Annotated in this window: 24 protein-coding genes; 13 read left to right on the forward strand and 11 right to left on the reverse strand. The window is 65.8% G+C overall.

What is annotated here, in order from left to right; genetic code table 11:
- Positions 1-178: 178 nt before the first annotated feature.
- Both QRN34_RS13795 and QRN34_RS13800 read right to left on the reverse strand, forming a co-directional pair.
- The gene (locus QRN34_RS13795; protein WP_285405225.1) at positions 179-562 is read right to left on the reverse strand and encodes a VOC family protein; all 384 of its coding nucleotides are present in this window, start codon (positions 560-562) and stop codon (positions 179-181) included.
- A gap of 100 nt (positions 563-662) precedes the next feature.
- Positions 663-905, reverse strand: a complete 243-nt coding sequence (locus tag QRN34_RS13800) for a zinc-ribbon domain-containing protein (RefSeq protein ID WP_285405226.1) — start codon at positions 903-905, stop codon at positions 663-665.
- Between the two features lie 283 nt (positions 906-1,188).
- Between QRN34_RS13800 and QRN34_RS13805 the strand changes: the two genes are divergently transcribed.
- Positions 1,189-2,427, forward strand: a complete 1,239-nt coding sequence (locus QRN34_RS13805; protein WP_285405227.1) for an OmpA family protein — start codon at positions 1,189-1,191, stop codon at positions 2,425-2,427.
- A 42-nt stretch (positions 2,428-2,469) separates the two neighbouring features.
- Here the strand turns inward: QRN34_RS13805 and QRN34_RS13810 are convergent, their stop codons facing one another.
- The 3 genes from QRN34_RS13810 to QRN34_RS13820 form a co-directional block, all read right to left on the reverse strand.
- Positions 2,470-3,060: a DUF3060 domain-containing protein gene (locus QRN34_RS13810; protein ID WP_285405228.1), complete on the reverse strand. Its 591-nt coding sequence runs from the start codon at positions 3,058-3,060 to the stop codon at positions 2,470-2,472.
- A 257-nt stretch (positions 3,061-3,317) separates the two neighbouring features.
- A complete protein-coding gene (locus QRN34_RS13815; RefSeq protein ID WP_285405229.1) occupies positions 3,318-4,346 on the reverse strand; it encodes a hypothetical protein in 1,029 nt (342 codons plus the stop codon).
- 241 nt (positions 4,347-4,587) lie between these two features.
- Positions 4,588-5,019, reverse strand: coding sequence for a hypothetical protein (locus tag QRN34_RS13820; RefSeq protein ID WP_285405301.1), 432 nt, complete (start codon positions 5,017-5,019; stop codon positions 4,588-4,590).
- Positions 5,020-5,388: 369 nt separating this feature from the next.
- Between QRN34_RS13820 and QRN34_RS13825 the strand changes: the two genes are divergently transcribed.
- Entirely contained in the window at positions 5,389-7,011 is a 1,623-nt protein-coding gene (locus QRN34_RS13825; RefSeq protein WP_285405230.1) for a methyl-accepting chemotaxis protein, read from the forward strand.
- Positions 7,012-7,079: 68 nt separating this feature from the next.
- Here QRN34_RS13825 and QRN34_RS13830 read toward each other — a convergent pair whose 3' ends face one another.
- Together QRN34_RS13830 and QRN34_RS13835 are read right to left on the reverse strand one after the other, a co-directional pair.
- The gene (locus tag QRN34_RS13830; protein WP_285405231.1) at positions 7,080-7,580 is read right to left on the reverse strand and encodes a hypothetical protein; all 501 of its coding nucleotides are present in this window, start codon (positions 7,578-7,580) and stop codon (positions 7,080-7,082) included.
- A gap of 86 nt (positions 7,581-7,666) precedes the next feature.
- Positions 7,667-8,497, reverse strand: a complete 831-nt coding sequence (locus tag QRN34_RS13835; protein WP_345782904.1) for a transporter — start codon at positions 8,495-8,497, stop codon at positions 7,667-7,669.
- A 169-nt stretch (positions 8,498-8,666) separates the two neighbouring features.
- On the opposite strand from QRN34_RS13835, the gene QRN34_RS13840 reads away from it, so the two are divergent.
- The 6 genes from QRN34_RS13840 (at position 8,667) to QRN34_RS13865 (ending at position 13,828) form a co-directional block, all read left to right on the forward strand.
- Positions 8,667-9,014 (forward strand): energy transducer TonB, encoded by a 348-nt coding sequence (locus QRN34_RS13840; protein WP_285405233.1) that lies wholly within the window; start codon positions 8,667-8,669, stop codon positions 9,012-9,014.
- Positions 9,015-9,140: 126 nt separating this feature from the next.
- A complete protein-coding gene (locus tag QRN34_RS13845) occupies positions 9,141-9,365 on the forward strand; it encodes a hypothetical protein (protein WP_036137792.1) in 225 nt (74 codons plus the stop codon).
- A gap of 81 nt (positions 9,366-9,446) precedes the next feature.
- The gene (locus QRN34_RS13850; protein WP_285405234.1) at positions 9,447-10,883 is read left to right on the forward strand and encodes a HAMP domain-containing sensor histidine kinase; all 1,437 of its coding nucleotides are present in this window, start codon (positions 9,447-9,449) and stop codon (positions 10,881-10,883) included.
- Entirely contained in the window at positions 10,874-12,205 is a 1,332-nt protein-coding gene (locus tag QRN34_RS13855) for a sigma-54 dependent transcriptional regulator (protein WP_285405235.1), read from the forward strand. Before QRN34_RS13850 ends, QRN34_RS13855 begins: the two co-directional genes overlap by 10 nt.
- 149 nt (positions 12,206-12,354) lie before the next feature.
- Entirely contained in the window at positions 12,355-13,179 is an 825-nt protein-coding gene (locus QRN34_RS13860) for a hypothetical protein (RefSeq protein WP_285405236.1), read from the forward strand.
- 73 nt (positions 13,180-13,252) lie between these two features.
- Positions 13,253-13,828, forward strand: coding sequence for a hypothetical protein (locus QRN34_RS13865; protein WP_285405237.1), 576 nt, complete (start codon positions 13,253-13,255; stop codon positions 13,826-13,828).
- A gap of 72 nt (positions 13,829-13,900) precedes the next feature.
- Here the strand turns inward: QRN34_RS13865 and QRN34_RS13870 are convergent, their stop codons facing one another.
- Together QRN34_RS13870 and QRN34_RS13875 are read right to left on the reverse strand one after the other, a co-directional pair.
- Entirely contained in the window at positions 13,901-15,022 is a 1,122-nt protein-coding gene (locus QRN34_RS13870; RefSeq protein ID WP_285405238.1) for an acyl-CoA desaturase, read from the reverse strand.
- 9 nt (positions 15,023-15,031) lie between these two features.
- A complete protein-coding gene (locus QRN34_RS13875) occupies positions 15,032-16,102 on the reverse strand; it encodes a ferredoxin reductase (RefSeq protein WP_285405239.1) in 1,071 nt (356 codons plus the stop codon).
- A gap of 92 nt (positions 16,103-16,194) precedes the next feature.
- Here QRN34_RS13875 and fabR point away from each other — a divergent pair, with 92 nt between their 5' ends.
- From fabR to QRN34_RS13895, 4 genes are all read left to right on the forward strand, one after another.
- A complete protein-coding gene (gene fabR, locus QRN34_RS13880) occupies positions 16,195-16,848 on the forward strand; it encodes an HTH-type transcriptional repressor FabR (protein WP_285405240.1) in 654 nt (217 codons plus the stop codon).
- Between the two features lie 115 nt (positions 16,849-16,963).
- Entirely contained in the window at positions 16,964-17,419 is a 456-nt protein-coding gene (locus tag QRN34_RS13885; RefSeq protein ID WP_285405241.1) for a hemerythrin domain-containing protein, read from the forward strand.
- 109 nt (positions 17,420-17,528) lie between these two features.
- Positions 17,529-18,737 (forward strand): Na+/H+ antiporter NhaA, encoded by a 1,209-nt coding sequence (gene nhaA / locus QRN34_RS13890; protein ID WP_285405242.1) that lies wholly within the window; start codon positions 17,529-17,531, stop codon positions 18,735-18,737.
- Between the two features lie 67 nt (positions 18,738-18,804).
- Positions 18,805-19,581, forward strand: a complete 777-nt coding sequence (locus QRN34_RS13895) for an HAD-IIA family hydrolase (protein WP_036137774.1) — start codon at positions 18,805-18,807, stop codon at positions 19,579-19,581.
- Positions 19,582-19,588: 7 nt separating this feature from the next.
- On the opposite strand, the gene QRN34_RS13900 is transcribed toward QRN34_RS13895, so the two are convergent.
- Positions 19,589-20,716, reverse strand: a complete 1,128-nt coding sequence (locus QRN34_RS13900) for a Gfo/Idh/MocA family oxidoreductase (protein ID WP_285405243.1) — start codon at positions 20,714-20,716, stop codon at positions 19,589-19,591.
- A gap of 156 nt (positions 20,717-20,872) precedes the next feature.
- On the opposite strand from QRN34_RS13900, the gene QRN34_RS13905 reads away from it, so the two are divergent.
- Positions 20,873-22,078 carry a GAF domain-containing sensor histidine kinase gene (locus QRN34_RS13905; RefSeq protein WP_285405244.1) on the forward strand — a complete coding sequence of 402 codons (1,206 nt, stop codon included), beginning with the start codon at positions 20,873-20,875 and terminating at the stop codon, positions 22,076-22,078.
- A gap of 18 nt (positions 22,079-22,096) precedes the next feature.
- Here the strand turns inward: QRN34_RS13905 and QRN34_RS13910 are convergent, their stop codons facing one another.
- Positions 22,097-23,965, reverse strand: a complete 1,869-nt coding sequence (locus QRN34_RS13910) for a DUF1302 domain-containing protein (protein WP_285405267.1) — start codon at positions 23,963-23,965, stop codon at positions 22,097-22,099.
- Positions 23,966-24,047 lie beyond the last annotated feature (82 nt).

Genomic DNA, 24,047 nt, shown 5'->3' on the forward strand with positions numbered 1-24,047 from the left:
CCAGGTCCTCGCCGGGCGCGAGTTGACACTTAAGAAGATCGGCCGCGCTGGACTTCAAGGCGCTCTCCCCGTCATCAAAGGCCGCGCCTGATAGCGCCGCTGGCGCAGCATGCCGCAACCGCAAGCCCTGGACGAGTCCCTTGTGAGTGTCCGGTCATCTCACCACGGATTCACTTCATCACTCGCCCGCAGGCGGTTCCCACAGTTCAACCTTGTTACCTTCCGGGTCGATCACCCAGCCGAACTTGCCGTGCTCGGAGTCATCGACTTTATCGAGAACATCGCAGCCCTCCTCGCGAAGAACCTCGATCAGCGAATGCAGGTCATCCACGCGATAGTTGATCATGAAGGTGTGCCCATCGGGCACCTGCTCATCCGCGCCGGATGAAATCGACCAGACGGTTGTCCCGTTGATCGGATTGCCGTCGCCGTCGTCCCATCGGAAGGCCGTGCCGCCCCATGCCTGGACATCGATGCCGAGGTGCTTCTGGTACCACGCCCTGAGGGCGGGCGCATCCTTGGCCTTGAAGAAAATGCCGCCAACACCGGTGACTCGTTTCATATGGAACTCCAGGGTAGGCTGAGCTGTAGCTGGCAGACTTAAACCGCGAGATACCGCACGGTAGCGCTACAGGTTCGCGGACGCTTTGCGCTCCGTTACTTCAGCCGCGCCCTTTCATGAACATCACAATGAGAACGATGCAGAACAAGACCATCGCCAAAAGCCGCGCGATCCACGGAACGATAAGCCAGCCGCCGAGCATGCCAACGATCTTGCTTGCCACGCTGCTGTTCAACACGCGATCACTCTTGACCTGCCCGCGCACTGGATGGCCGCAGTGTGGACAAGCCGCCGCTTTGTCGGACACATCGTGTCCGCATTCTGGACATTGAATCAGTGCCATAGTTGATCCTCGCGTAAGACTTGGAGTTCACCCAGTTACTGCTTGCGAAAGATGCTTACCTTGTGCGTCAGACTGCGAGGTGCCATGCGTTTGTCGCATCAGGCAGAGGTGAGGACGATTCCGGCGACGCGCAGTGCTGCCATGGGTGTCCTCATCGCGCTCCGCGTCATGGCCGCCGTATTCACGGTACTGCGCCTTCACTCGGAATGGCAATCGTCAATCGGGGTTTCGTCTGAGGTATCGCTACGACCGGGTTTCGTGATGCACTACGGACCACGGGATCATGACACGGGAAGATCGAGCGATGAGGGCATTACCGTTGTGGTTGTCGATGGGGCTCCTGGTCGGCTGCGGCGCGTCGGATGATCGGGAGCACGCGGTCGCCGCGCCGCCGCCGGTGCGCCATGAAACGCCGCGCGACGTGCCGCCGCCTGCGCGCGACGTTACCGCGACTAACGACACTGCCGCCGCCGCTACGGCGGCCGTCCCCGACTTCCCGGTCATCCCGCCGATCGTCGTGCCGGATATCCTGGGCGTGACCCCGGCGCAGCGGGCGCTCGAAGCATCGATGAAGGATGCCATCGATCCCGTGGCCGGCATCAGCGTGGCGCCTGCGCGTTGCGGCACCGATGGCACACTGGTCAACGACGGTGGCATCACCAGCGTGGATGCACAGGGCAACCTGCTTCGCAACGGTAAGGACGGCGTTTTCAAGATCGGTGCCGATGGTGCCGGCACGGCCAACTTCGAGGGTGGTGTGGTCAGCGTCAACGCCGATGGCAGCGGCACCATCAACGGGTCGGTGGGTGACGGCGCCGACGCGATCGTGCAGGTCCATGCCGATGGATCGGGTACGTACAACGGTCCCGCTGGCATCATCAGCCTGGACGGCAAAGGGGCGGGCACCTGGAACGGCAAGGGCGGCGTGATCCAGAACCACGGCGATGGCAGTGGCTCATGGAACGGCCCCGAGGGCCTGGTGACCATCAACGCGGACGGCTCGGGCACCTGGAACGGTCCCCACGGGCTGCTTCGCAACAACGGCGACGGCACCGGCCAGATAGGTACCCCGCCGCATCCCGTGACGATGGCGCCGCTAGCCAGGGTGGTGCCAGCGGGACGCTTCCCCCCGATGAAGCGGTTCGCGCCGCCCGGCGCGCCGTGCGGCTACCTCATCACCTTGAGCGATCGTGTGTTGTTCGATTTCGACAAGTCGGCGATACGCCCGGACGCCGCGCGCATTCTGGATGCGCTGGCCGGCGCCCTGTCCCATGTGCAGGCACGCGACATGGAGATACGCGGCCATACCGACAGCAAGGGGAGCGACGACTATAACCAGCAGCTGTCGGAGCGACGGGCGGTGTCGGTCCGCGACGCCTTGGTCCAGCGTGGGTTGTCGATCGGGGCCACGGCAAAGGGTTACGGGGAGTCAAAACCCGTCGCCCCGAACGAGGTCGACGGCAAGGACAATCCCGCCGGACGGCAAGCGAACCGGCGCGTCGAGGTATTCGTCCGGACCTAGGGCGGCGTTTCCCCGGTCAGGATGACCATGCAGCTTCGTTCGTCAGGAGCCGATCCGGTTGTCCTTTCCGTAGTCTTCGACGACGGCGGTGCCGTCCTGCTGGGTGATCTCGTTGTTGCTGCCGTGCAGCGTGGCCGAGCGGATGGACAAGGCGCGCAGGCGCGTTTCGCGGCCCGGTACGCGCAGCTCATCGACATGGCCGACCTGGAAAGTGCCACGCTCGCCAAAGATCTCGACAGTCTTCAGGTCGCTCGTTGTGACGACCTGAGCATTGGCGCCGACCACCCTCAGACCTTCCGCATGCTCGATCTGCAGATTTCCGTAGGCACCCAGCAGCGCGATCATGCCGCAGTGGCCACGCAGGATCAGGGTCGCATGCTGCCCGGTGATATCGACGTTGCGATTCTCACAGTTGATCGTGCCGGTGGTCGAGGTAACCGACAGGGTCTCGCGTTCACCGTGGCCGTCCCCGGCCTGCATCGATGCCACGGAGGGCACGGATGCAACCGGTGGTGCGGGATCGACCTGCGGTGCAGCGGGCGGTGCAGCGGTGCTGTCGGCCGACGATGTCGATGGTTGGGTGCACGCGGCAAGCGCTAACCATGACAGGTAAAAAAGCGGGCGAAGCGTCATCGCGATCTCCTTGTGGGACAGGCCCTGGCCGCACGGTGGCCGAGAGTCCCGATAGTGCTTTGCGTCCCGGGAATCGTCCAGCTACCGCCAGGCGATCGTTCATCATTCGCGTAGGAGACAATGCAGGGGCAGCGCGGGCAAAGAAAAGGCGACGGTAAAAACCGTCGCCTTTGTGGATGCCTGCCGTGTAGCCCTTGGGCCTCGGCAACCTCGGAGCGCATCGTTGCGCGCCGGGGCTTGCTCGATCGCGGTAGCGATCAGCGCAGACGGTCGTCCACGACCACGACATACCGGCGGCCGGCCAGCGCACCACCAAGGGCAGCGGCCATCGCACCAAGGATCAGCGCAATCGCACCGCCCAACGACGCCTTGGCTGCAGCCTTAGCCGCGGCATCCGCCGCTTCGCGAGCCTTGACCTCAGCCTCGGCCTTCGCCTGCGCGATCTTGGCCTTGGTCTGCTGGTACTGGGTGATCCAGGTGTCCACCCGCTGCTCGGCTTCCTGCTGCGACACACCGGTGCGTGCCATCACCACGTTGACCAGGGCCTGCTTGTCCGCCTGCTGCACGGTGTCGCTACCCGAGGTGATGATGCGCTGCGCCACGGTCTGCACGTCTTCGCCCGTGTCGCCGTTGGCCTGGTTCTGCGCCGCGTCGTTGAGCTGGTTGGCCGCGCCGTTGGCCTGCTGCTTGAGCGCGTCGGGCTGCAAGGCGGGCTTGCCCGTCTGCGCCAGCAGCTGCTGGGCCTGGCCCTTCAGCGAGTCCATCGTGATGCCGCTTTCCTGCAGCTGATTCTTCGCTGCGTCCACGACGGGACCCGCGGCGGCGGCAATACCGCTACCGGCCACGGTCGCGACTGCACCGGCCGCCGTGGCCCCACCCTTCACGATGGACGTGACAGCGGTGGCCACCAGGTACGCGCCCAGAAGACTGGCCAGACCCCAGGCGACGAGGCCGTGGAGCATGGCGTCCGTCCGCCCGGGCGCACCCGCAAGGTGTCCGGCGACCCAGCCGCCGGTGAACAGGGCTAGTACGCTACTGACGCCCCACCAGACCGCGGCACCGATGCCTACGCTGGAGGCATCGGGCGAATCATGGGCCATTGCGTCGGTTGTGCTGAAGCCGATGCCTGCGCCAATAAGGCTGAGGACGAGCTGGATGACCACAGCCATGATGACGCCGGCAAAGATCGAACCCCACGAGATACGACGGATAAGTGTCACGTCGCCTTCGGTAATGCGGGAGCCTACGGGGGCGTTGTAGCCGGATTCGGAGCGGATGGTGTTCATGGAAGTCCTTTTGGCCATCGGCCAGATGAGATGAGCCGGCGTCGTTCTTTAGGGCGATCCGGTGGTGTGCGGTGACAGTGTCCTGAGGCCCGTGAGCGCCTCGTGTGGACGGCGTGTCGTCAGGTATCGCACCATCCACGCGGGGCGGACCCCAGGTGCCATCCGCACCTGGCGAGCCCGGGATCGCCGAGTCTAAAAAACGAGCACAAGCGGCATCATCCGGTGTAAGGACTAAAAGCCATCACTCCACGTGATAAAGCACCGCGGCACCGGGCTTGGCCTCAAAGGCGGGCACGGTACGCTGCTTCAGCTCCACGCCCTGGGTGTTCCACACCAAGGTGTCCGAGGGATACGCATCCTTACGGGTCATCGCGTCGATCTGCTTCACGATCACCTCCGAGCTGCCTTTCACTTCCGGGTTCCACTCGAATACGCCGACCCGGCCGTAAAAGACGGCGGGTGCGTCGGCATCGAGGCGACGATCGGGGCACATCACCAAACCGCGCTCGAGCATGACGCGGAGGGCGCCGACGGGCGTGGCCTTGACGGTAGGCGTAGTGCGATCCGCGCTATGGCCCGGACAGACGTTCGCGGAGCGGGTGACCATCTTTTCCACGACTTCGCGATCGGATTGCGCGAACGCGGGCAAGGCGAGCAGCGACAGGGCGAGCAGGGACACGCAGCGTAGGTGCTTCATGGGAATGACTCTCCGGCCTGAGTGCAACGGAGTGTATCCACGTAAACGACGGTTACAAAGCGTGTCGAACTTCTGTGAATTCACCGGTCGTCAGTGCGCCTCTGCGCAATTTATGAAGTGCGAACGAGACATCTATGCGGTATTCGTCGCATTTGGCGTCGAATGTCGCCCATGCATGAGTGCCCCGCATCATCTTTCGATTCACCCTCAATATTTGTTACCGCGCGCCGATAACCGAGGAATATCCAGCATGACAACCGCAACGGATTTTGCCTCTATTAAATCGGTAACTTCCACTTTTTTCGGAAAGGGGAGTGCCAGCACTTCTAAAAGATAATTGCCAAAATGAAAAAGAACCACATGAGTGTCACGCAGCGACTGTTGCTTACGTTTTCACTTTTTTCTGCCGCGCTCATTGCATTGGGTATTGTCGCCATCACGGTGACTTCCGGCTTTCAAGCTCGCTTTGAATATGTCCAGGTCAATGCTATTCCCTCGATCAAGGATCTGGGGAAACTGATAGATCAGAGCAACGAACTTTCCATTCTTCTCTACGTGCATCAAAGCCAGACAGATGACAAGAAGCTGCCAGACGTGGAAGCGCGCATCCAGCACCAGATATCCGGGCTGAAGGAGCTGACGAAGTACTACCTGGCGAACGACATTTCGAGCGCGGAAGACGAACGACTGACGCACGTGGCTTTTGACAACATCCGAAAGGTCGAAGAAAAGCTGCCTGCCTTTCTGGCCGCGTCCCGGGCACATAACGATGCCGTAAGTCTTCCCCTTGTCGAAGGCACTGACGGTATTGGTAGTGCGATTCGCCAGCTCATTTCGGACTATCAGAAACAGCTTGTTATCAACATCGAGATCGGCGAGGACCTGCGCGTCACCAACCACAGCATCTTCAGCAAGACCGTCTGGGGTATTGCCGCGGGTGTCTCGGCCACCATCTTGCTGCTTGGCTTCTTCGCCTTGGTCACCATTCTTCGGGTGCGCAGAAGTCTTCGGGATATCGGAAACACCATGACGGTTGCAAGCGAGCGCCTCGACCTTACAGTCAGCGCCGATGCAACCCGCAGTGACGAAATAGGCACCATGGCGACGGCGTTCAACAGCCTGATGCAACGGGTGTCCGAAGCGCTCGTCTCGGTAAACGTTGCCTCCCAGTCGGTCAGCAGCGCGTCGGCTCAAATTGCAGCGGGCAATGAAGACCTTTCATCGCGAACCGAGCAGCAGGCCGCTTCTTTGGAAGAGACTGCTGCCAGCGTTACCGAACTGCATGAGACCGTCCGGCAGACCGCCGACAACACGCGTCAGGCAAGCCAGCTGGCGGATAGCATGAACGACTTGTCGAAGAAGAGTGCGTCATCGCTCGATACGATGCTGGGCACCATGGGTAACATTCGCCATAGCTCGCGCAAGGTCAACGACATCATCACGCTGATCGAAGGCATTGCCTTCCAGACCAACCTCCTGGCGCTGAATGCCGCGGTGGAAGCGGCACGTGCGGGTGAGCACGGCCGGGGTTTCGCTGTCGTTGCCGGTGAGGTGCGAATCCTCTCCCAGAACTCCACGAAGGCTGCACGTGAGATCAAAACACTGATTGGTGCCTCCAACGAATTGATTGAAGAAGGCGTCAATCAGGCGAGCGACGTGGGCGAGAACATGAACTCCATGGGTGTGGCCATCCAGCAGGTCACTCATCTCGTCAACGAGATCGCCGCGGCGGCAACGGAGCAGAGCCAGGGCATCGGCCAGGTGCGTCAGGCGATCAACCAGATGGACGACGTCACCCAGCAGAACGCCGCGCTGGTGGAAGAAGCCTCGGCTGCCTCCAAATCGTTGAAGGGGCAGGCCGATGCACTTGCCAGGCTGGTTGGAGAATTTCGTGTCAGTCACGACGCCGAGCAGCGTGAGACATCGGCTGAACCCGTGCCACCGCTAGCCGTGCTGTTGCCGGCATAAACCTAGACAGCGCAGCCATGGCTGCGCTGTCGTCTGCCAGCACATGCTCGCAGATCGGGTTAGGTTCCCTATCCACTGATGTACCGTTTGGGCAGGGCGCTTTGGGCGAACACCTCGGCATAACGCCTGCGACCGGCTCGCGTCGGTCCGATAATGTGCATGAGCATCGCCCAGCGGACGGGGTCGCGCGTTGCGCCGATACCTCCGATGCGTGGACCGCCGCCCAGACATCGCCGCACGTACCGCAAAAGGCTCGTGCCGGTCGATACATCCAGCACGATGAGACCGGTCGCTCGGGCAAGACGCTGGGGCAGCAGGCGCGAATAGTTGCCTTCCATCACCCAGCGGTCTTCCGCGATGGCGGCATCATGCAGTGCCTGAAAGGCTTCGTCGTCCCGAAGCGTCCATGGTGTACCCGGTATGTGCCGCAACTGGTCGAGGTGCACACACATCAGGTCATTGGCGCACGCAATGGTGTGCGCCAGGGTCGACTTACCCGCATTGGATGGCCCGAGGATGCAGATGCGCGGGCCGAGTTCGTTCATCAACACGCTGTCACCCTCGTTCATTACGCCATGCGACCCCCGAGCCACCGACACAACGGTTCGCCCAGACATTGTCGCACCAGCATCGATCATGATCGATGGCGCCCCGTTTAAAAACGGGCCGATAGTCCAACATAGAACTGGCGATCGGGTGTTTCACGGGTCATGCCGACATTGGCCCCCACATCGACCTGCCAGGCGGGCGTGACGAGGTAGCTCAGCGCTACATCCGCCGAACGCTGGCGTACCGTGCCAGAGGGATCGCGGTTGACCAGGTCCCACACCTCCACGGCGAGCGTCATGCGGCTGCCCAGCGGGTGGGCGACATTGACCAGGTTGACCAGCGCCGCATGGTGCCCCGAGCCATCGAGATCGGCCAGCACATCCACTTCGGGGCCCAGCGTCAGTGCGAAGCCCCCCGGGAGCGGAACCGCGACAGGCAGGGCGACGCCGCCTTCCCAACGATCGTTACCGATGCCATGCGCTGCGGTAGGCGCTTTGACGAAGGGGATGACTGCTACGGAGACAGCATCGGTATCGACAAACCTATGCTTCAGGCGCAGATAGGCGTCGCCACGACCGGACGCGTGGCTGCGCGCATCGCTTGCGTGGTCGCGCATATCCACGGCGATGTGCGGCGACCAGCTGAGTTGTATGTCGGTTTTATCGTCGAGCCCATACTTCAGCGTCGGATTGATGATGTTGACCGTACGCGTGGTCGTCGATGCCTGATGATCGCGCGTGGTGTTGCCGATATCGATTTCGACCTGGGCGGAACCGGCAGGCACGGTGCACGTCGAGTTGGCCTTGGTCGGCCGGTCGGTGCAGATGGGCGTTGCGGCATCGTCGGCGAAGGATGGTGACGACATGGCCACCAGGACCATCGCAAGACAGGCGGCCAGCGCAGGCGTCCGATGGCGGAGGCGGGGATATGGATTCATGGCGTGCGGGATATCGGAGGCAATCGGTGCCGGTACACGCAAGTTATTGCGAGACGCCGTAAAAGCAATAGGTTTCCTGGACGGGATGCCGTAAACAACGCGCAAACTTACGGTTCGTCGCGCGTGCGATCGGCGTTACAGTTCGGCCGGACATTTTCCGGAGAAGGTCATGGGCAGACACGTCGCGGGTTATGGGGTCCTGCTGGTCATTGGTGCGTTGCTGGCGCAGGCAGTGCATGCCGACGACTGGCCGAAAGACGCCTCGGGGCGGCCGGCCTCGGGCGAGGCTATGGTTCAGGTCACCGTTGACCCTGACGGACATGCGAGTCATGCCCGGATCGTTCGCACGACGGGCAATGCGGACCTGGACCGCAAGGCGCTGTCAGTCGTCGAGGCGCACGCCTTCAACCCACCCGTCCAGCATGGGACCCGACGGAGTGTCGAGGCGATCGTACCGGTCAAGCTCGATCCCTCCGGAGCCGCGGTGGCGCATGCCCCTGTGGCGCCCCAAGCCTAGAGAAAGAAGACAGAACCCGTGTAGGGGAATGCCTACACAACTGTAGGGCGTAGGCCTACACCGCTCCTGGTCGCTCTTATCCATAATCCTGCGGACGACGACGCCTGAGCAGAAGGATCAAGGACGATGTGGGCACTCCAGCATCTGGAAAACAGCCAATGGGCGTTGCACGGCGTGCGCGCGGCGGCGGCGGCCTTCCCCTGGTGGCGTCAGTACTGCGCCCGTTGGAATCCCACGCGCCGTCGGATATGGATCGCGGCGGGTGTCGTTCTTACCCTGGTGTGCCTGGGTTTTTTGGCCCATGACCTCTACATGCCGTCGCCTACCGGCGTCGGCTTCGACGAGTCCTGACGGCGCGCAGCACGCAGCGTCGTTCACGAAAGCGTACAGGTAACACGCCTACCCTCGCCGGATTCTTCCTCCCGGTGACGCATGCCTGCCACCCTTTCCCGTCAGCTCTTTCTGGTCTGGGTGCTGATCCTTGCCGGCTGCGTCGGCATGGCCGGTTTGCTCTTCGCCGCCTGGCAGCAGTCCGGCAGCATGCAGCTTGCCCAGGCGCGACAAACCCTGGACACCGATTGCGCGTCCCTGGTCGCCCGCTATAACGGCGCCAGCGCGGACGCACGCTCGGAGTCGCTGGCCAACGGCCTTGCCAATGTGGTGGTCCAACTGGTGCTGGCGGACCAGGACGGCATCGAGGGCGGCGTCTGGGATAACCGCACGGGTTTCGTTGCCTATGCCTACCCCACGTACCAGGGATCGGGCAGCAAGTCCGACGTGCCGGACGCGGAGCGGGGCAACCTGGTAACGACGGCCGCGGCGGCCCTGTCACGGCACGAGACGGTCGGCTATACCCGTTCCGGAAAGCGCGAGTCGCTGTTGATCGCCGCCTGCCCGATCGACGCGTACCGTGCGGGATGGACGATGACCCACCTGGCCCATGCACCGGGCCGCTCGTCCGGATTGTTCGCCGCGGCGGCAGGCGTACTGCTGGCCCTGGCGCTCGCTTCGGCCGGTGCGCTGGGCGCCATCATGCGCCGCTGGTCACGACGCTTTGCTGCGGTGGAGCATGCGCTCGCGCACAGCGACGCCATTCCCGACCTGCCGCGAACGGGTGCGCCGGAGCTGGATCGTCTGGGTGAGACGGTGGTCGGCTATGCGACCCGGCTCGCCGAGAGCCACCGCGAGGCGGCCACGCTGGCCAGTCACCTCAGCCGTCATGAGCGCCTGGCCTCGCTGGGCCGCATGACCGCCACCGTGGCGCACGAGATCCGCAACCCTATTGCCACCCTGCGCCTGGCCGCCGAGAACGCGCTGGCGATCGCACCCGAAGCGTTGTCCCCGACCACACACGCCTCGCTGGACCTGATGCTGGCGCAGGTGGGCAAGCTGGATGCCCTGGTGGAGACGCTGTTGCGCATGGTGCAGCCGGTGCGCGTGGAGCGCACCGAGGTGGACATCGCCGACTGGGCCCGGCGCGTGCTGGCCGAGCTGGGCGACGGGCAAACCGCCGTCGCACTGCGCGTCGGCGATGGGGCGACCACCTGGTCGCTCGATCCCGCGCAGATGGAGCGTGCGGTCGACAACCTGCTGCGCAATGCGCTGCGTCATCGTGCTGCCGGCAGTATCGTCAACTGGTCCATCGAGGCCATGGATGGTCGCCTGGTCATGATCGTCGCCAACGTAGGCGAGCCGATGTCGCAAGAGGTGCGCGACCATCTGTTCGAGCCGTTCGCCACGGACCGCATCGACGGCAACGGGCTCGGACTGGCACTGGTACGCGATATCGTCGAAGCCCATAACGGAACCGTCGGCCATGCATGGCACGACGGCCAGACCGCCTTTCGCGTGGAGCTGCCATGGCGCTGATCCTGCTCATCGACGACGATCGCGATTTCGGCGCGACGTTGGCTGTCACCCTGGGTTCGATGGGGCACGAAGTGATCGTGGCGACGGACGGCAGCGCAGGGCTGGCCATGCTGGCCGACGCGCCGGTCGAACTCGCCTTCGTCGATTACCGCATGCCGACGATGGACGGCATCAGCTTCCTGCGCCAGCGGCAGGCCGACGATCGCCTCAGCGCCATTCCGGTCATCATGCTGACCGCCTTCGCGTCGGGCCAGAACACCATCGACGCCATGCGCCTGGGTGCCTTCGATCACCTGACCAAGCCGATCGGGCGGGCCGAACTGGCCGAGATCGTGGCGCGCGCGCTGGCCTCCGGCCGTCGGACCAGCGTGCCGGCGGTGGCGGCCGACGACACCGAGCTGGCGGGCAGCAGCCAGGGTATGCGTCAGGTGCAGAAACGCATCGGACTGGCCGCCGCCAGCGACGTGCCGGTGCTGATCACGGGCGAGACGGGCACGGGCAAGGAGCTGGTCGCGCGCGCCTTGCACCGGGCCAGCCCGCGCGCCGCCCGGCCGTTCGTCGCGGTGAACTGCGCGGCCATCCCCGCCGACCTGCTCGAGAGCGAACTGTTCGGACACCGGCGCGGCGCGTTCTCCGGCGCCACCACGGAGCGCGAAGGCTATTTTCGTGAGGCCGACGGCGGCACGCTGCTGCTGGACGAGATCGGCGACATGCCGCTGTCCATGCAGGCGAAACTGCTGCGCGTGTTGCAGGAGGGCGCCGTGACACCGCTGGGCAGCAGCCAGCCGGTCCGCGTGGATGTCCGCGTGCTGGCCGCCACGCACCGCCGCATCGGCGACCTCATCGCGGCAGGCACGTTCCGAAGCGACCTGTTCTATCGCCTCAACGTGCTGCCGATCGAACTGGGCGCGTTGCACGAGCGCCCCGAAGACATCCCGGCGTTGGCGGATCGTTTCCTGCGGGAAGACGGCCGGCCCGGCAAGCAGCTCACCGAAGCCGCCCTGGCGCTGTTGCAGGCGTATGCGTGGCCGGGCAACGTGCGCGAGCTGCGCAATGTGATGGAGCGTTGCCGTGTACTGGTGGCGGGCCAGCGCATCGACGCGGCGGATCTCGCGCCGATGCTCAACACGGCCGCGCCCGCCGTGGCGATCGCCGCCGATGCCGCGCCGGAGAGCCTGCCCGATGCCGTGGCGCGCCTCGAGCGCACGATGATCGTCGACGCCCTGCGCGAGGCGCAGGGCAACCGTGCCGAGGCAGCCAGACGCCTCGGTATCCGGCGCCAGCTGCTCTACCGCAAGCTGGTGGATTACGGGCTGGAATGATGTCCCGCGGGCGGACACCCGGGTGTCCCGGAAAGGGACATCGCGACCTGCACCCGCTGCGCGCGGCCGCGCCATACGGCGTCCAGAGGGTTGGCACGGCGCATGCATCGACCTTGATGCGGCCTCCCCACCGCACCTCGGAGTCGAACATGAAAACTCGCGTTCTTTCCTTTGCCATCCTCGCCGCTTGCGGCGGCATGACGGCCGCCGCTGCCGCCGTCGCTCCGTCGCCCGCCGCGCCCCGGCCCGTCGTGGCGGCCCAGGCCCAGCCGCCGGCACCGGACCAGGCGGCTCCGCTGCCACCGCCGCCCCCGCCGCCGATGACATCGTCCCAGCGCAGCGTGCAGCTGAGCGGTCGCATTGCCCGCTTCCTGGTCAACCCGAACGGCGAGGTGGACGGCGTGCTGCTTGCCGACCACACGCAGGTCGATTTCCCGCCGACTCTCGGCGCGTCGCTGACCGCCAAGGCCAGGACGGGCGACCGTCTCGACATCGACGGTTTCCGTGTGGGTACGTTGCCGCTGGTCCGAGCCGCCTCGCTCGGCCTGCCCAATGGTGACAAGCTGGTCGATACGCCGCCCGCCGTTCCGCCGGCACCCCCCGTTCCGCCGGCTCTCCAGCCGATGGATGCGCAGGGTCGGGTGACCCAGGCGCTGCTGGGGCCCATGGGCGAGGTCAACGGCGTGGTCCTCGACAGCGGCCCGATCGTGCGGGTCCCGCCGCCGGCTGCGGTGGACAATCCCTTGCTGCAACCGGGCGCGCGCCTGAGCGCCAAGGGTTTCGGTGTGGAGTCTCCGTTCGGCAGGGCCATGCAGGCCACGGCGATCGGCGCTTCCCCCGGCACCGAACAGCCGCTGGTGCAGCCGCCGCAGCCGGGTCAGCTCCCGCCGCCGCCGCCCGCCCCTCCGGCGCCCACGCAGACGGTGCCGGGTCCGTCCAACACGGTGGGCATGGTTCCGCCGCCCGTCCGCTAAGCCGATCACCGCGTTACACGGCCGCCCGTTTTACGGGCGGCCGTCCTGCTTTCCTTTTTTACTGGAGATACCCATGCATCATCTCGACCCCGATCGCCTGCCGGTGATCCGCGGCGCCCTGGACCGTTTCCTCCTCAACGGTCACGGTCTCATCGACGGCCTGTTGCTCGATGACGGCATGGAGGTGCACACGCCGCCGCACCTTTCCGCCGCGATCGAGAAAGCCATCAAGCCCGGCGTGACCATCGAGGTGCGTGGCGTGGCGCTGCGTGACGTCGATCTCGTGGTGGCCGTCGCCATCGACCCGCCCCGTGGCAAGCGCATCATGGACGAGGGTCCCGGCAAGGGACACGACAAGCCGAAAGTGGCCGATGACGGTTCGCGCTGGTCGTACGAGGGCACCGTGGAGCGGTTGCTGCACGGTCCCAAGGGCAACGTGCACGGCGTGCTGCTGGACGATGGCGTGATCGTGCGCATCCCGCCCCATGCCGCCGATGCGCTGTCGAAGCATCTCGTGGTCGGCCGGGGTATCGGCGTGGAAGGCCGCTGGCTGGATACGCCGCACGGCGCGGTGATCGAAGCCGACAGCCTCGGCAAGGACGCGGGCTCCGTGACGGCGTTGCCGAAGAAGCCCAAGCCCAAGCACTGATCCAGCCGCTTCCGCGCCCATGAAAAAGGGCGGCGCGTCGATGAGTCGACGCGCCGCCCTTTTTTCGTGGCCTCAGCCGCCCTGCATGGCCGCTTCGGGGATACGCACCGCACGGGCCCGGCTCGGGAACGCGTGCCGCACGATGCGCCAGATCACCTGGCCGAACTGCTTCGGCAGCGAGCCGGTGTTGTAGTGCTGGCCGTACCGCGCGCAGATCTGCTTCACTTCCACGGCCATGGCTGCGTAGCGGTTGGCCGGCAGGTCGGGGAAGAAGTGATGCTCGATCTGGTGGCTGAGGTTGCCCGACATCACGTTGAGCAGCTTGCCGCCGGCGATGTTCGACGAGCCGCGCAGCTGGCGCAGGTACCAGTGGCCGCGGGTTTCGTTGCGGATGGTTTCCTTCGGGAACACTTCCGCATCGGCGGTGAAGTGGCCGCAGAAGATGATGACGAAGGTCCACACGTTGCGCATGCCGTTGGCCACCATGTTGCCCAGCAGCACCGGCAGGAAGAACGGGCCCGCCAGCAGCGGGAACACCAGGTAATCCTTGAGCAACTGGCGACCCATCTTGCGGCCGACCGGACGGAACGCCCGGCGCAGCTCGGCACCCTTCATCTTGCCGGCGAACCAGCGGCCCACGCGCAGGTCCTGGATCGCCACGCCCCACTGGAACAGCAGCATGAAGACCACCGCGATGAACGGCTGCATCAGGTAGAACGGGCGCCAGCGCTGTTCCGGGAAGATGCGCAGCAGGCCGTAACCGATGTCGTCGTCCATGCCGCGCACGTTGGTGTACGTGTGGTGCTGGAAGTTGTGCGTCTTGCGCCAGGCATCGCCCGTGGCGACGATGTCCCATTCGTAGGTCTTGCCGTTGAGCTTCGGGTCGCCCATCCAGTCGTACTGGCCGTGCATCACGTTATGGCCGAGTTCCATGTTTTCCAGGATCTTCGACGCACCCAGGCACAGCACGCCCAGTATCCACCCGGGTACCAGTACGGCGTGCACGAAGGCACCGAGGAAGAGCAGGGCGCGGCCAGCGACGCCGGTCCAGCGCACGGCGGCCACGATGCGGCGGATATAGCGTGCATCGCGTGCGCCGACATCCGCCGTGACGCGTGCGCGCAGGGCGTCCAGTTCGTCGCCGAACGACTGCAGCTCGGCAGCGGAAAGAATGCGGTTGATGATACGGGCCATGTGATTTCCTTAGAGGTCCAGGACCAGATCGGTGCTCGGCGCGCTGACGCACAGGCGTACCTGGGTCGACGGTTCACCGTTGTGTGCGCCGGTCAGCGTGTGCCGTACCGTGCCTGACTCGCGTCCACAGACGCAGGTGTTGCAGATGCCCATGCGGCAGCCGTGGGCGGGGCGAAGGCCCTGCGCTTCCAGGCCTTCCAGCAGCGACTGGCCGCGGGCGAGGGTGAGGGTGCGACCGCACCGCGCCAGATGGACCTGGACCTCGCCTTCTTCGCCGTCCACCAGGGCCGGTGCGCTGAACGCCTCGGCATCGAATCGCGCCACGCGGCCTTCCAGTCGCGCGCGGGCGGCCTGGATGAAGCCGCCGGGGCCGCAGGCCAGCACACGGCGCGAGGCAAGGCCGTCCACCGAGGTCAGCGCGATGGCGTCGATGCGCTCGTCGGGGTGGCTTTCGTCGCGCGTCAGCAGGGTGCGCAACCGCAGGCGCGGATGGGCGGCGGCCAGGGCCTGCAACTCGTCGACGAAGCAGAGTTCATCGCGCTGCCGGGCCCAGTACATCAGGTCGACCTTGACCGGCATGCCCTGCGCGGCCAGCGAACGGACCAGTGCGCGCATCGGCGTGATGCCGCTGCCGGCGGCCAGCAGCAGCAGGTCGTCGCGCGGGGCGGCAAGCGTCATCTCGCCGAATGCCTGGCCGAGCGTGACCACGTCGCCGATCCGTGCCTTGCTTGCCAGGTGCCCGCTGACCAGGCCCCCCGGCATGGCCTTCACCGTGATGGCCAGTGTGCCGTCGACCAGGGGGGTGGGGCTGTAGCTACGGACCAGCCGACGACCTTCGATCTCCACGCCGACGTTGACGTGCTGACCCGGCAGCATGCCGCGCCAGTGGCGATTGGGCCGTAGCACGAGGGTCACGGCATCCCGGCCGGCCGGCGCGCGCGAGAGCAGGCGCGCCATGGGCTGTTCGAGGGTCCACAGTGGATTGAACCGGGTGGCCCAGAAGTCGAACAGGGCGGGGGACACGGCACGCCGGACGGCGCGCTGCAGGCGGGGTGGCTTCGGAACGGGGAGGGCGTTCATGCCTTCACTATACGCCCATGTTTACGAATGTCTATACAGTTGTGCAGTGGCGGGGAGGAGTATGATCGGGCCTTGCCCGCCACCGCTGCCTCATGACATCCATCATCCTCACCCCGTCCCTGGCCAACCCGACGCTGCCACGCAAGGTCGGTATCGCCCGTGAGGACCTCCTGGCCGCCGCGCTGAAGCTGATCGGCCCCAACCGCAGCCTCTCCACGGTCAGCCTGCGCGAGGTGGCCCGCGAGGCGGGCATCGCCCCGAACAGTTTTTATCGTCAGTTCCGTGACATGGACGAACTGGCCATCGCGCTCATCGACCTGGCCGGTCGTTCGCTGCGCACCATCATCGGCTCGGCGCGCGAACGCGCCACGTCCACCGACCGCAGCGTCATCCGCGTCTCGGTCGAGACGTTCATGGAGCAGCTGCGCGCCGACGACAAGCTGCTGCATGTCCTGCTGCGCGAGGGCGCGGTGGGCTCGGACGCCTTCAAGCGCGCGGTCGAGCGCGAGCTGATGTACTTCGAGGACGAACTGCGGGTCGATCTGATCCGCCTAGCCGCTGCGGAGCACGCCACCCTGCACGAGCCGGCGCTGGTGTCCAAGGCGATCACCCGCCTGGTCTTCGCCATGGGCGCGGTGGCCATGGACCAGCCGCCCGAGCACGATCCGCAGGTGATCGAACAGATCGCCAAGATGTTGCGGATGATCATCACCGGGTCGCGCGTGCTGGACCAGACGGGCGGTTAGGTCCCTCTTCCCGGCAGGCGCCACCGGGGACGCGCCGAATCGGCCTGACGAATCATCGACACGTGGTGGCCGATGATCGCGCGGTCTCATTCCTTAGCCGCCGCCAGGGCCTGCCATGTCCGAAACCATCTTCGAAGCGTTGCGCGAAAGCCACGCGACCCAGCGCTCCCTCGTGCGCAAGCTGCAGCGCTCGGAGCCGGGCCCGCACCGTGTGGAGTTGTTCACCGCCCTGCGTATCGAGCTGGCGGCGCACGAGGCGGCGGAGGAACGCTACCTCTACGTGCCCATGCTGATGGACGATCGCGGGCTGCATTCATCCCGCGACGCCCTGGCCGATCACCATAAGATGGACGACCTGATCGAAGAGATGCAGACGCGCAGCCATGCGGGTCGCAGCTGGACGGCCAACCTGGCGAAGCTCTCGGAAGAGCTGCACGACCATCTGCGCGAAGAGGAAAAGATCTTCTTCCAGTTGGCCGGCAAGATCCTCAAGGAGCCGCAGAAGACCAGCCTGGCGAAGAAATATCGCAAGGATTTCGCCGCGCACGAGAAGCGCCTGCGCGCCGAGTGACCCGTGACGTCGCCGCCGGCACCGGCCCGCGGCGATCCGGCAAGCCGCGGGTTTGCCTGGTCTGGCGCATGATGTGACCATCTCGGGCTTTCAGGGACAGGAGAGTCCATTGCTCAAGACACTTATCTGGCGACCGCTGCAACGACTGGTCGACTTCGTCGCGGGCTCGGCCGTGGGTGGCCTGGTGCTGATGGGATCGGCGGCGCTTGCCATGGCGGTGGCCAACTCGCCCTGGGCGCCCGTGTATTTCGCGGCGTTGCACACGACGCTCGGGCCATTGAGCGCCCTGCACTGGATCAACGACGGCCTGATGGCGGTGTTCTTCCTGCTGGTGGGCCTGGAGATCAAGCGCGAGTTCCTCGACGGTGAACTCGCCTCCAACCCGTTGCGTGTGCTGCCGGGGCTTGCGGCGCTGGGCGGAATGATCGTGCCCGCGGCGATCTACCTCCTGGTCAATCGTGGCGATGCCGCATCCATGCGTGGCTGGGCCATTCCCTCGGCCACCGACATCGCCTTCGCGCTAGGCGTGGCGGCCTTGCTGGGCAGCCGGGTACCGGCCTCGCTGAAAGCCTTCCTCGCCGCCCTGGCGATCATCGACGACCTGGGTGCGGTGGTCATCATCGCGGTGTTCTACACGCCGGGGTTGTCCACGCTCTACCTCGGCCTCGCCGTGCTGGCTGTTGCGATCATGGCGCTGATGAATCGTTTCGGGGTTGCCCGGCTGTGGCCTTACCTGCTGCTGGGTGCCGTGCTTTGGGTCCTCGTGTTGAAGTCCGGCGTCCACGCGACGCTGGCGGGCGTGGCGACGGCGCTGTGCATTCCGCTGGCCGATCGCCAGGGTCGCTTGCCGTCGGACGACGATTGCAGCCACTCCCCGCTGCTGCGCCTGGAGCATGCCTTGCACCGGCTCGTGCCGATCACGGTGCTGCCGCTGTTCGGTTTTGCCAACGCCGGCATTTCCTTCGCGGGGGTGGGGTTGGCGCAGTGGCTGGCGCCCACCACGCTGGGCGTCGGTCTGGGGTTGCTGCTGGGCAAACTGGTGGGCGTGTTCGGCGCTGCGTGGCTGGCGATCCGGCTGGGCTGGGCGCGGATGCCGCGGGCCGCGTCCCGCATGCAGCTGTTCGGTACCGCTTTGCTATGTGGCATCGGCTTCACGATGAGCCTGTTCATCGGCATGCTGGCCTTTCCCGATCATCCCGACTACCAGGAAGAGGTGAAGTTGGGCATCCTCGCCGGTTCGCTGCTGGCGGGACTCGCCGGATGGGTGGTGCTGCGTACGGCACCCGCTTCCCCGGATGCGGAGTTCGACGACAGCTGACGCCGTAACGCCTTGTGCATCGCGGTATGCTTCGGGGTGAACGTTCATCCCTTCGAAGGAGCCTTTCGTGGCCGATCGCAAAGACATCGAATGCTGGCTCACCGATATGGACGGCGTGCTGGTGCACGAGAACAAGGCCTTGCCGGGCGCCCCCGAGCTGATCCGGCAATGGCGCGACCAGGGCAAGCCCTTCCTGGTTCTGACCAACAATTCGATCTTCACCCCGCGCGACCTCAGCGCGCGGTTGCGCACCTCGGGCATCGACGTGCCGGAAGATCAGCTGTGGACCTCGGCGCTGGCGACGGCCGCTTTCCTGAAAGCCCAGTCCCCCGGTGCCTCCGCGTTCGTCATCGGTGAGGCGGGCCTGACCACGGCGCTGCACGAGGCCGGGTTCATCATGACCGACACCGCACCCGACTACGTGGTGCTCGGTGAAACGCGCACGTATTCGTTCGAGGCGATCACCAAGGCCATTCGCCTGATCGGCGCGGGTGCCCGCTTCATCGCCACCAATCCCGACGTGACCAGCCCCAGTGCCGAAGGGCCGTTGCCGGCGACCGGTGCAGTGGCGGCGCTCATCACCAAGGCGACGGGTCGCCTGCCTTACATCGTCGGCAAGCCGAACCCCATGATGTTCCGCTCGGCCATGAACAAGCTGGGCGCGCACTCGCACAACACGGGCATGATCGGCGACCGCATGGATACCGACGTGGTGGCCGGCATCGAGGCCGGCCTGCACACGGTGCTGGTGCTCAGCGGCATCGCCGACCGGGCCGAAGTGAATCGTTATCCCTTCCGCCCGGCGGAAATCCTCGATTCGGTCGCGGACCTGCTCGAGGGCTGAGGGTCGCTTACTTCGAGGGCTTGGCGGCGTCCACGGGGGCGGGCGCCTCCACCTTCGGCAGCGTCATCTTCTGGCGCTGCGTATCGATGCGGCGCTCGCGCGCAGGCAAGTCGAGCTTTTGCGGCTTGCCGCTGGCCAGGGCCTCCATGATGCCCTCGACGATCAGCACGTCGATCAGGCCTTCCTGGCCGTCCGGCTCAGGATCCTCGTTGCCGAGGATGCATTCGGAGAAGTATTTCAGCTCGCCGCCGAACTGGTCGGTGACCGGGGGGCTGACTGTTTCCTGCGTATCGCCGATGCTGACCGTCTGCTCCAGCGACTTGCCGTAGGTGAAGCAGGGACGCATGTGGACGCTGCCCTTGGTGCCTGCGGCGTAGAACGCGTCCACGGCGTGGCCGTAATACGACACCGAGAACAAGGCCACCCGGTGTCCGGGGAAACGCAGCGTCACCGCCACGGTATGGTCGAAATCGCCCAGCCCCGAGTCCGGGTGACGCAGCCCCACGGCCGACACCACCTCGATCGGATCGGCATCGAACACGTAGCGCGCGGCATTGATGGGGTAGGGGGCCATGTCGAACACCGGGCCGGCCTTCGCGCCGTTGGTCGCACGATGGTTCTTCGGGTCGACCATCTGGGCGAACGTCGCGCTGAAGGTGTGCACCTGGCCCAATTCGCCCGAACGGATACGGTCGATCAGCGACAGCGTGGACGGCTCGAAGTGGAGCCGGTAGGCCACCATCAGCCTGGCGGTCGACGCCGCCGCCGTCGCCAGGATCTCGCGGCTGGCCTCGCTGCTGATCTCCAGCGGCTTTTCCACCAGCACGTGGATGCCGGCCTTCAGCGCGGGAATGACGAATTCGGCGTGCCGCCAGTTGGGCGTGGCGATGTACAACGCGTCGATCTTGCCGGAGGCGAGTAGCTCGTCGAACTGGTCGTAGCTGTAGACGCTGTCGATGCCGTACCGCTCGCCCACCTTGGCCGCCTTGGCCGTGTCGCTACTGACCAGCGCGGTGACGACGGAGTTACCCGTGTGGTCCACACCGGGCAACATCGCTTCCTGGGTGATGTCGCCCAGGGCAACGAAACCATAGCGGACCTTGCGGTCGGTCGGGGTGGGAGTGGTTACGGACATCGGATGCTCCTTGGATATCGAGCGTCCAGTATGGAATCGCAGGTGTTCATGGCACGTGGTAAACAGGCGAACGAAACCGTGAAAGCCTGCCGCAGGCGGCAGCCCACATTGCTTCCACACGGCGACCTGCCAGAATGGCGCGTCCCGGAGAAACCCATGTCCCACGCGCCCGCCCCCAAGTTGCCCGCTGCGGCGGAAGCCCGTCGCCTGGCGGCGCTGTCGTCGTTCGGCATCCTCGATACCGAGAAGGAAGGGCCTTTCGAGGACATCGTCCGGATCGCGTCCTACGTGTGCCAGGCGCCCATATCGGTGGTCAACCTGATCGATGCCGAGCGGCAGTGGTTCAAGGCGGAGATCGGGCTGGGCGTGCGTGAGACGCCGCTGGACACCTCGCTGTGCGCCCATGCGATCCTCGAGCACGATCTGCTGGTCGTTCCCGACACCACGCGCGATACCCGGTTCGCCTTCAATCCGCTGGTCACCGGCGAGCCGGGGCTACGGTTCTACGCGGGGGCGCTGCTCAAGACCGCGGACGGCCTGCCGCTGGGCACCGTGTGTGTCCTGGATACCAAGCCGCGCACGCTCGACGACTTCCAGCTCGACACGCTGCGCCGGCTGGCCCGGCAAGTGATGTCCCAGCTGGAGCTGGGCCGCATGCTGCGCCGCTCGGAGCGGCGTGGTGATCACCTTGCGCGCCTGGTGGCGACCGCCGGCCACGACCTCAAGGCGCCACTGCGCGCGGCGCTCTACGCGATCTCGCGGGTGCGCGGCTCGGTGCCCGACGACCAGCTGCCCCGCCTGGACGGGGCCAGCGCCGACCTGCTCGGCATGGACCAGCAACTGAACCGCCTGCTGGCCGCCACGCGCGTGGATGCCGGCGGCGACACGGTGGAGTTGACCCCGGTGGTGCTGGGAGACGTCTTCGACGCGCTGGACACCACCTGGCGACGGGCGGCGCAGCGCAAGCGCGTGGCGCTGACGATCGAGCCCACCACGGCGGTGGTGCTCGCGCATGGACTGCTGCTGGAGACGGTGCTGGGCAACGCCTTGTCCAACGCCGTGAAGTACACCCCCGAGGACGGCACGGTACGCATGGCGGCGCAAGCCATCGACGGCAAGGTCATCATCGATGTCGAGGACACCGGCTGCGGCATCGCGCCCGACAAGGTCGAGGAACTGTTCGCCGCGTTCCGGCAGGCCGACCCGCAAGCCGAAGGCCTGGGACTGGGCCTGTGGCTGGTGCGGCAGAGCGCGGACGCGCTGCGCGCGGAAGTCCGCATCCTTCCGCGGGAAGGTGGCGGCACCTGTTTCCGGGTGGTCCTCGACGAGGTGTCGGGCTCGCCGGCCGCTGAAACGGCCTGAGCCCACCCCACGTCCGGGTCAGAACGTCGCACCGATCGACAGCGTCGCGAAGTCGTGGTCGGCCAGCGTGTCGTACGTGGGATGCCCGAGATAGTTCGTGTAGGTAAGGTTGGCGAACCAGGTGGTGTCCAGGGTCGCGCCCACCCCCAGGGTGACCTGCCTGCGGCCGCCCACCAATTGGCCGTCCACCGAATAACCATGCACGTCCTGGCCGATGCCCAGGCTGGGCGACACCACCCAGCCGTGCGCCACGGGATAGGCCAGCGCGGTCTTTAGTCGATAGCCCCAGGCAGACCGAGTGTAATAGCCGCCGTCGTGGCAGCCCGCGGGGTTCTGGATGGCGGTACAGGCGCCGCCGTAGCCCTCGCTGGAAAAGCCCCAGTGGAAGCCGCGCCCGTAGCGCACGTCGGTCAGGCTGGGCAGGTCGGTATGGCTGTAGGCCAGCTCGGCGGCAAAGCTGCCGCTGGCCGCGCCCAGCACTCCGGTGAAGGCCCGCGTGGTGTTCAACAGCAACTGCGTGCGGTCGTGGCGGTCGGAGCCTGCGAGCACGCCGCCCGGCGGCAGGCGTGGGTTGCGAGCCCCGATGGGGCCACCGCTGCGCGTCAGCGCGGCGAACATGTCGGCGGTATTGATCTGCACCGGCAGGTCCTGCGTGTAGCTGGCCTCGCCCGCGATCTTCCAGGCGCCCACGCGTGTGCTGGCGGAAACGCCCCAGAGACGGATGTCGTCGGGGTAATCCCACAAGACGTGGATGGAAGAAAGCCGTGCGGACAGCTGGGCGTCCGCCAATGGCGCGCCGGCCGCCAGCAGCAGGGGCACGACGGCGTTGTTCTGCTGCGCGGGATCGATCGTCGTGGCGTCGAGGATCGGCAGGCGCGAGTTGTAACGCATGTAGTACACGGCCAGGTTGGTTGCCGGGCGATCGAAGGTGTAGCGCAGGGTGGCGCCGTACTGGCCGTGGTCACTGCCATCGCGTGTGTCCGCGCGGGGCAGCACGCCACCGACCGCATACTGGTAGCCGTCGCTAAGCCACCGCCCGGCACCCGGGCTATAGGCGTTGATCGGGTAATAGGCGTTGCTCTCGATACCGCCGCAGCCCGGGTCCACGCCCAGGTCGGTGCCGGAGAAGAACGTGCCGCAGGGGTCCAGTTCAGCGGGGCGCCACTTCCACTGGTAGAACGCTTCCACACTCCAGTGCGGATCGAAGGTCAGCTTGCCCCAGAGCATCTCGACCGGCAGTTGCGCCTCGGTGGCCGGATCCGTCCCGGGCCGGTGCAGCGTGGTGTAGTCGGTGGGGTTCACCTGGTTCACGCCCTGCATGAACAGGCCTTCGCCCCATTTCACCGTCTGCTTGCCCAGTCGCAGGTCGAGCGCCGCTTGGTCGTCCAGCGCGAAGTGGCCGTACACATAGGCGTTGAGCCACATGAAGCCGGAGAAACGATTGGACCGGGACAAGCCGTGATCGTCCAGCGGCCGGTCGGCGGCGAATGCGCTGGCGCCGCTGCCCTGCGGCACGTCGTGGTGTTCGAGCGTGGGGTCGTACCAGGCACGCGCGCTGGCGGCGAGGCCGATGTTCTCGTACTTCAGGTCCAGTGCGCTGGTGACCTTGAACAGGCTGGCATAGACATCGTTCTTGCCGTAGTTGAGGTTGCCGTCATCGGCGGTGTCGGCGCCATCGCCGCCCTTGGGCTTGCCGTCGGATCGGAAGCCCTTGCCGATCAGGTGCTTCGACGGATCGTTCAGGCGCACGCCGGCACCTGCCACGATGCGGGTCTTGAGTGTGCCTTTTACCTGGCCATCGGCGAGCGTGAAGTCGGTGGCGTGCAAGGCGGTGGCGAACAGCGCCGTCAGCGGGGCCGCCGCGAGTAGCCATCGGCGTGGATGCATCGTTGGTTCCCTGGAAAGCTTGACGGCATTCTAGACATGGCAGCTATATTGGGCGCAAGGCGTCTGGACGTCCGTCTTCTGC

The organism is Luteibacter sp. ME-Dv--P-043b, assembly GCF_030209605.1.
Taxonomy (GTDB): Bacteria; Pseudomonadota; Gammaproteobacteria; order Xanthomonadales; family Rhodanobacteraceae; genus Luteibacter.

Excerpts from the sequence above, each read along its gene's own strand:
- QRN34_RS13795 (WP_285405225.1), bottom strand. The coding sequence starts at position 562 with ATGAAACGAGTCACCGGTGTTGGCGGCATTTTCTTCAAGGCCAAGGAT.
- QRN34_RS13800 (WP_285405226.1), bottom strand. The coding sequence starts at position 905 with ATGGCACTGATTCAATGTCCAGAATGCGGACACGATGTGTCCGACAAA.
- QRN34_RS13805 (WP_285405227.1), top strand. The coding sequence starts at position 1,189 with ATGACACGGGAAGATCGAGCGATGAGGGCATTACCGTTGTGGTTGTCG.
- QRN34_RS13810 (WP_285405228.1), bottom strand. The coding sequence starts at position 3,060 with ATGACGCTTCGCCCGCTTTTTTACCTGTCATGGTTAGCGCTTGCCGCG.
- QRN34_RS13815 (WP_285405229.1), bottom strand. The coding sequence starts at position 4,346 with ATGAACACCATCCGCTCCGAATCCGGCTACAACGCCCCCGTAGGCTCC.
- QRN34_RS13825 (WP_285405230.1), top strand. The coding sequence starts at position 5,389 with ATGAAAAAGAACCACATGAGTGTCACGCAGCGACTGTTGCTTACGTTT.
- QRN34_RS13830 (WP_285405231.1), bottom strand. The coding sequence starts at position 7,580 with ATGAACGAGGGTGACAGCGTGTTGATGAACGAACTCGGCCCGCGCATC.
- QRN34_RS13835 (WP_345782904.1), bottom strand. The coding sequence starts at position 8,497 with ATGAATCCATATCCCCGCCTCCGCCATCGGACGCCTGCGCTGGCCGCC.
- QRN34_RS13840 (WP_285405233.1), top strand. The coding sequence starts at position 8,667 with ATGGGCAGACACGTCGCGGGTTATGGGGTCCTGCTGGTCATTGGTGCG.
- QRN34_RS13845 (WP_036137792.1), top strand. The coding sequence starts at position 9,141 with ATGTGGGCACTCCAGCATCTGGAAAACAGCCAATGGGCGTTGCACGGC.
- QRN34_RS13850 (WP_285405234.1), top strand. The coding sequence starts at position 9,447 with ATGCCTGCCACCCTTTCCCGTCAGCTCTTTCTGGTCTGGGTGCTGATC.
- QRN34_RS13855 (WP_285405235.1), top strand. The coding sequence starts at position 10,874 with ATGGCGCTGATCCTGCTCATCGACGACGATCGCGATTTCGGCGCGACG.
- QRN34_RS13860 (WP_285405236.1), top strand. The coding sequence starts at position 12,355 with ATGAAAACTCGCGTTCTTTCCTTTGCCATCCTCGCCGCTTGCGGCGGC.
- QRN34_RS13865 (WP_285405237.1), top strand. The coding sequence starts at position 13,253 with ATGCATCATCTCGACCCCGATCGCCTGCCGGTGATCCGCGGCGCCCTG.
- QRN34_RS13870 (WP_285405238.1), bottom strand. The coding sequence starts at position 15,022 with ATGGCCCGTATCATCAACCGCATTCTTTCCGCTGCCGAGCTGCAGTCG.
- QRN34_RS13875 (WP_285405239.1), bottom strand. The coding sequence starts at position 16,102 with ATGAACGCCCTCCCCGTTCCGAAGCCACCCCGCCTGCAGCGCGCCGTC.
- fabR (WP_285405240.1), top strand. The coding sequence starts at position 16,195 with ATGACATCCATCATCCTCACCCCGTCCCTGGCCAACCCGACGCTGCCA.
- QRN34_RS13885 (WP_285405241.1), top strand. The coding sequence starts at position 16,964 with ATGTCCGAAACCATCTTCGAAGCGTTGCGCGAAAGCCACGCGACCCAG.
- QRN34_RS13900 (WP_285405243.1), bottom strand. The coding sequence starts at position 20,716 with ATGTCCGTAACCACTCCCACCCCGACCGACCGCAAGGTCCGCTATGGT.
- QRN34_RS13905 (WP_285405244.1), top strand. The coding sequence starts at position 20,873 with ATGTCCCACGCGCCCGCCCCCAAGTTGCCCGCTGCGGCGGAAGCCCGT.
- QRN34_RS13910 (WP_285405267.1), bottom strand. The coding sequence starts at position 23,965 with ATGCATCCACGCCGATGGCTACTCGCGGCGGCCCCGCTGACGGCGCTG.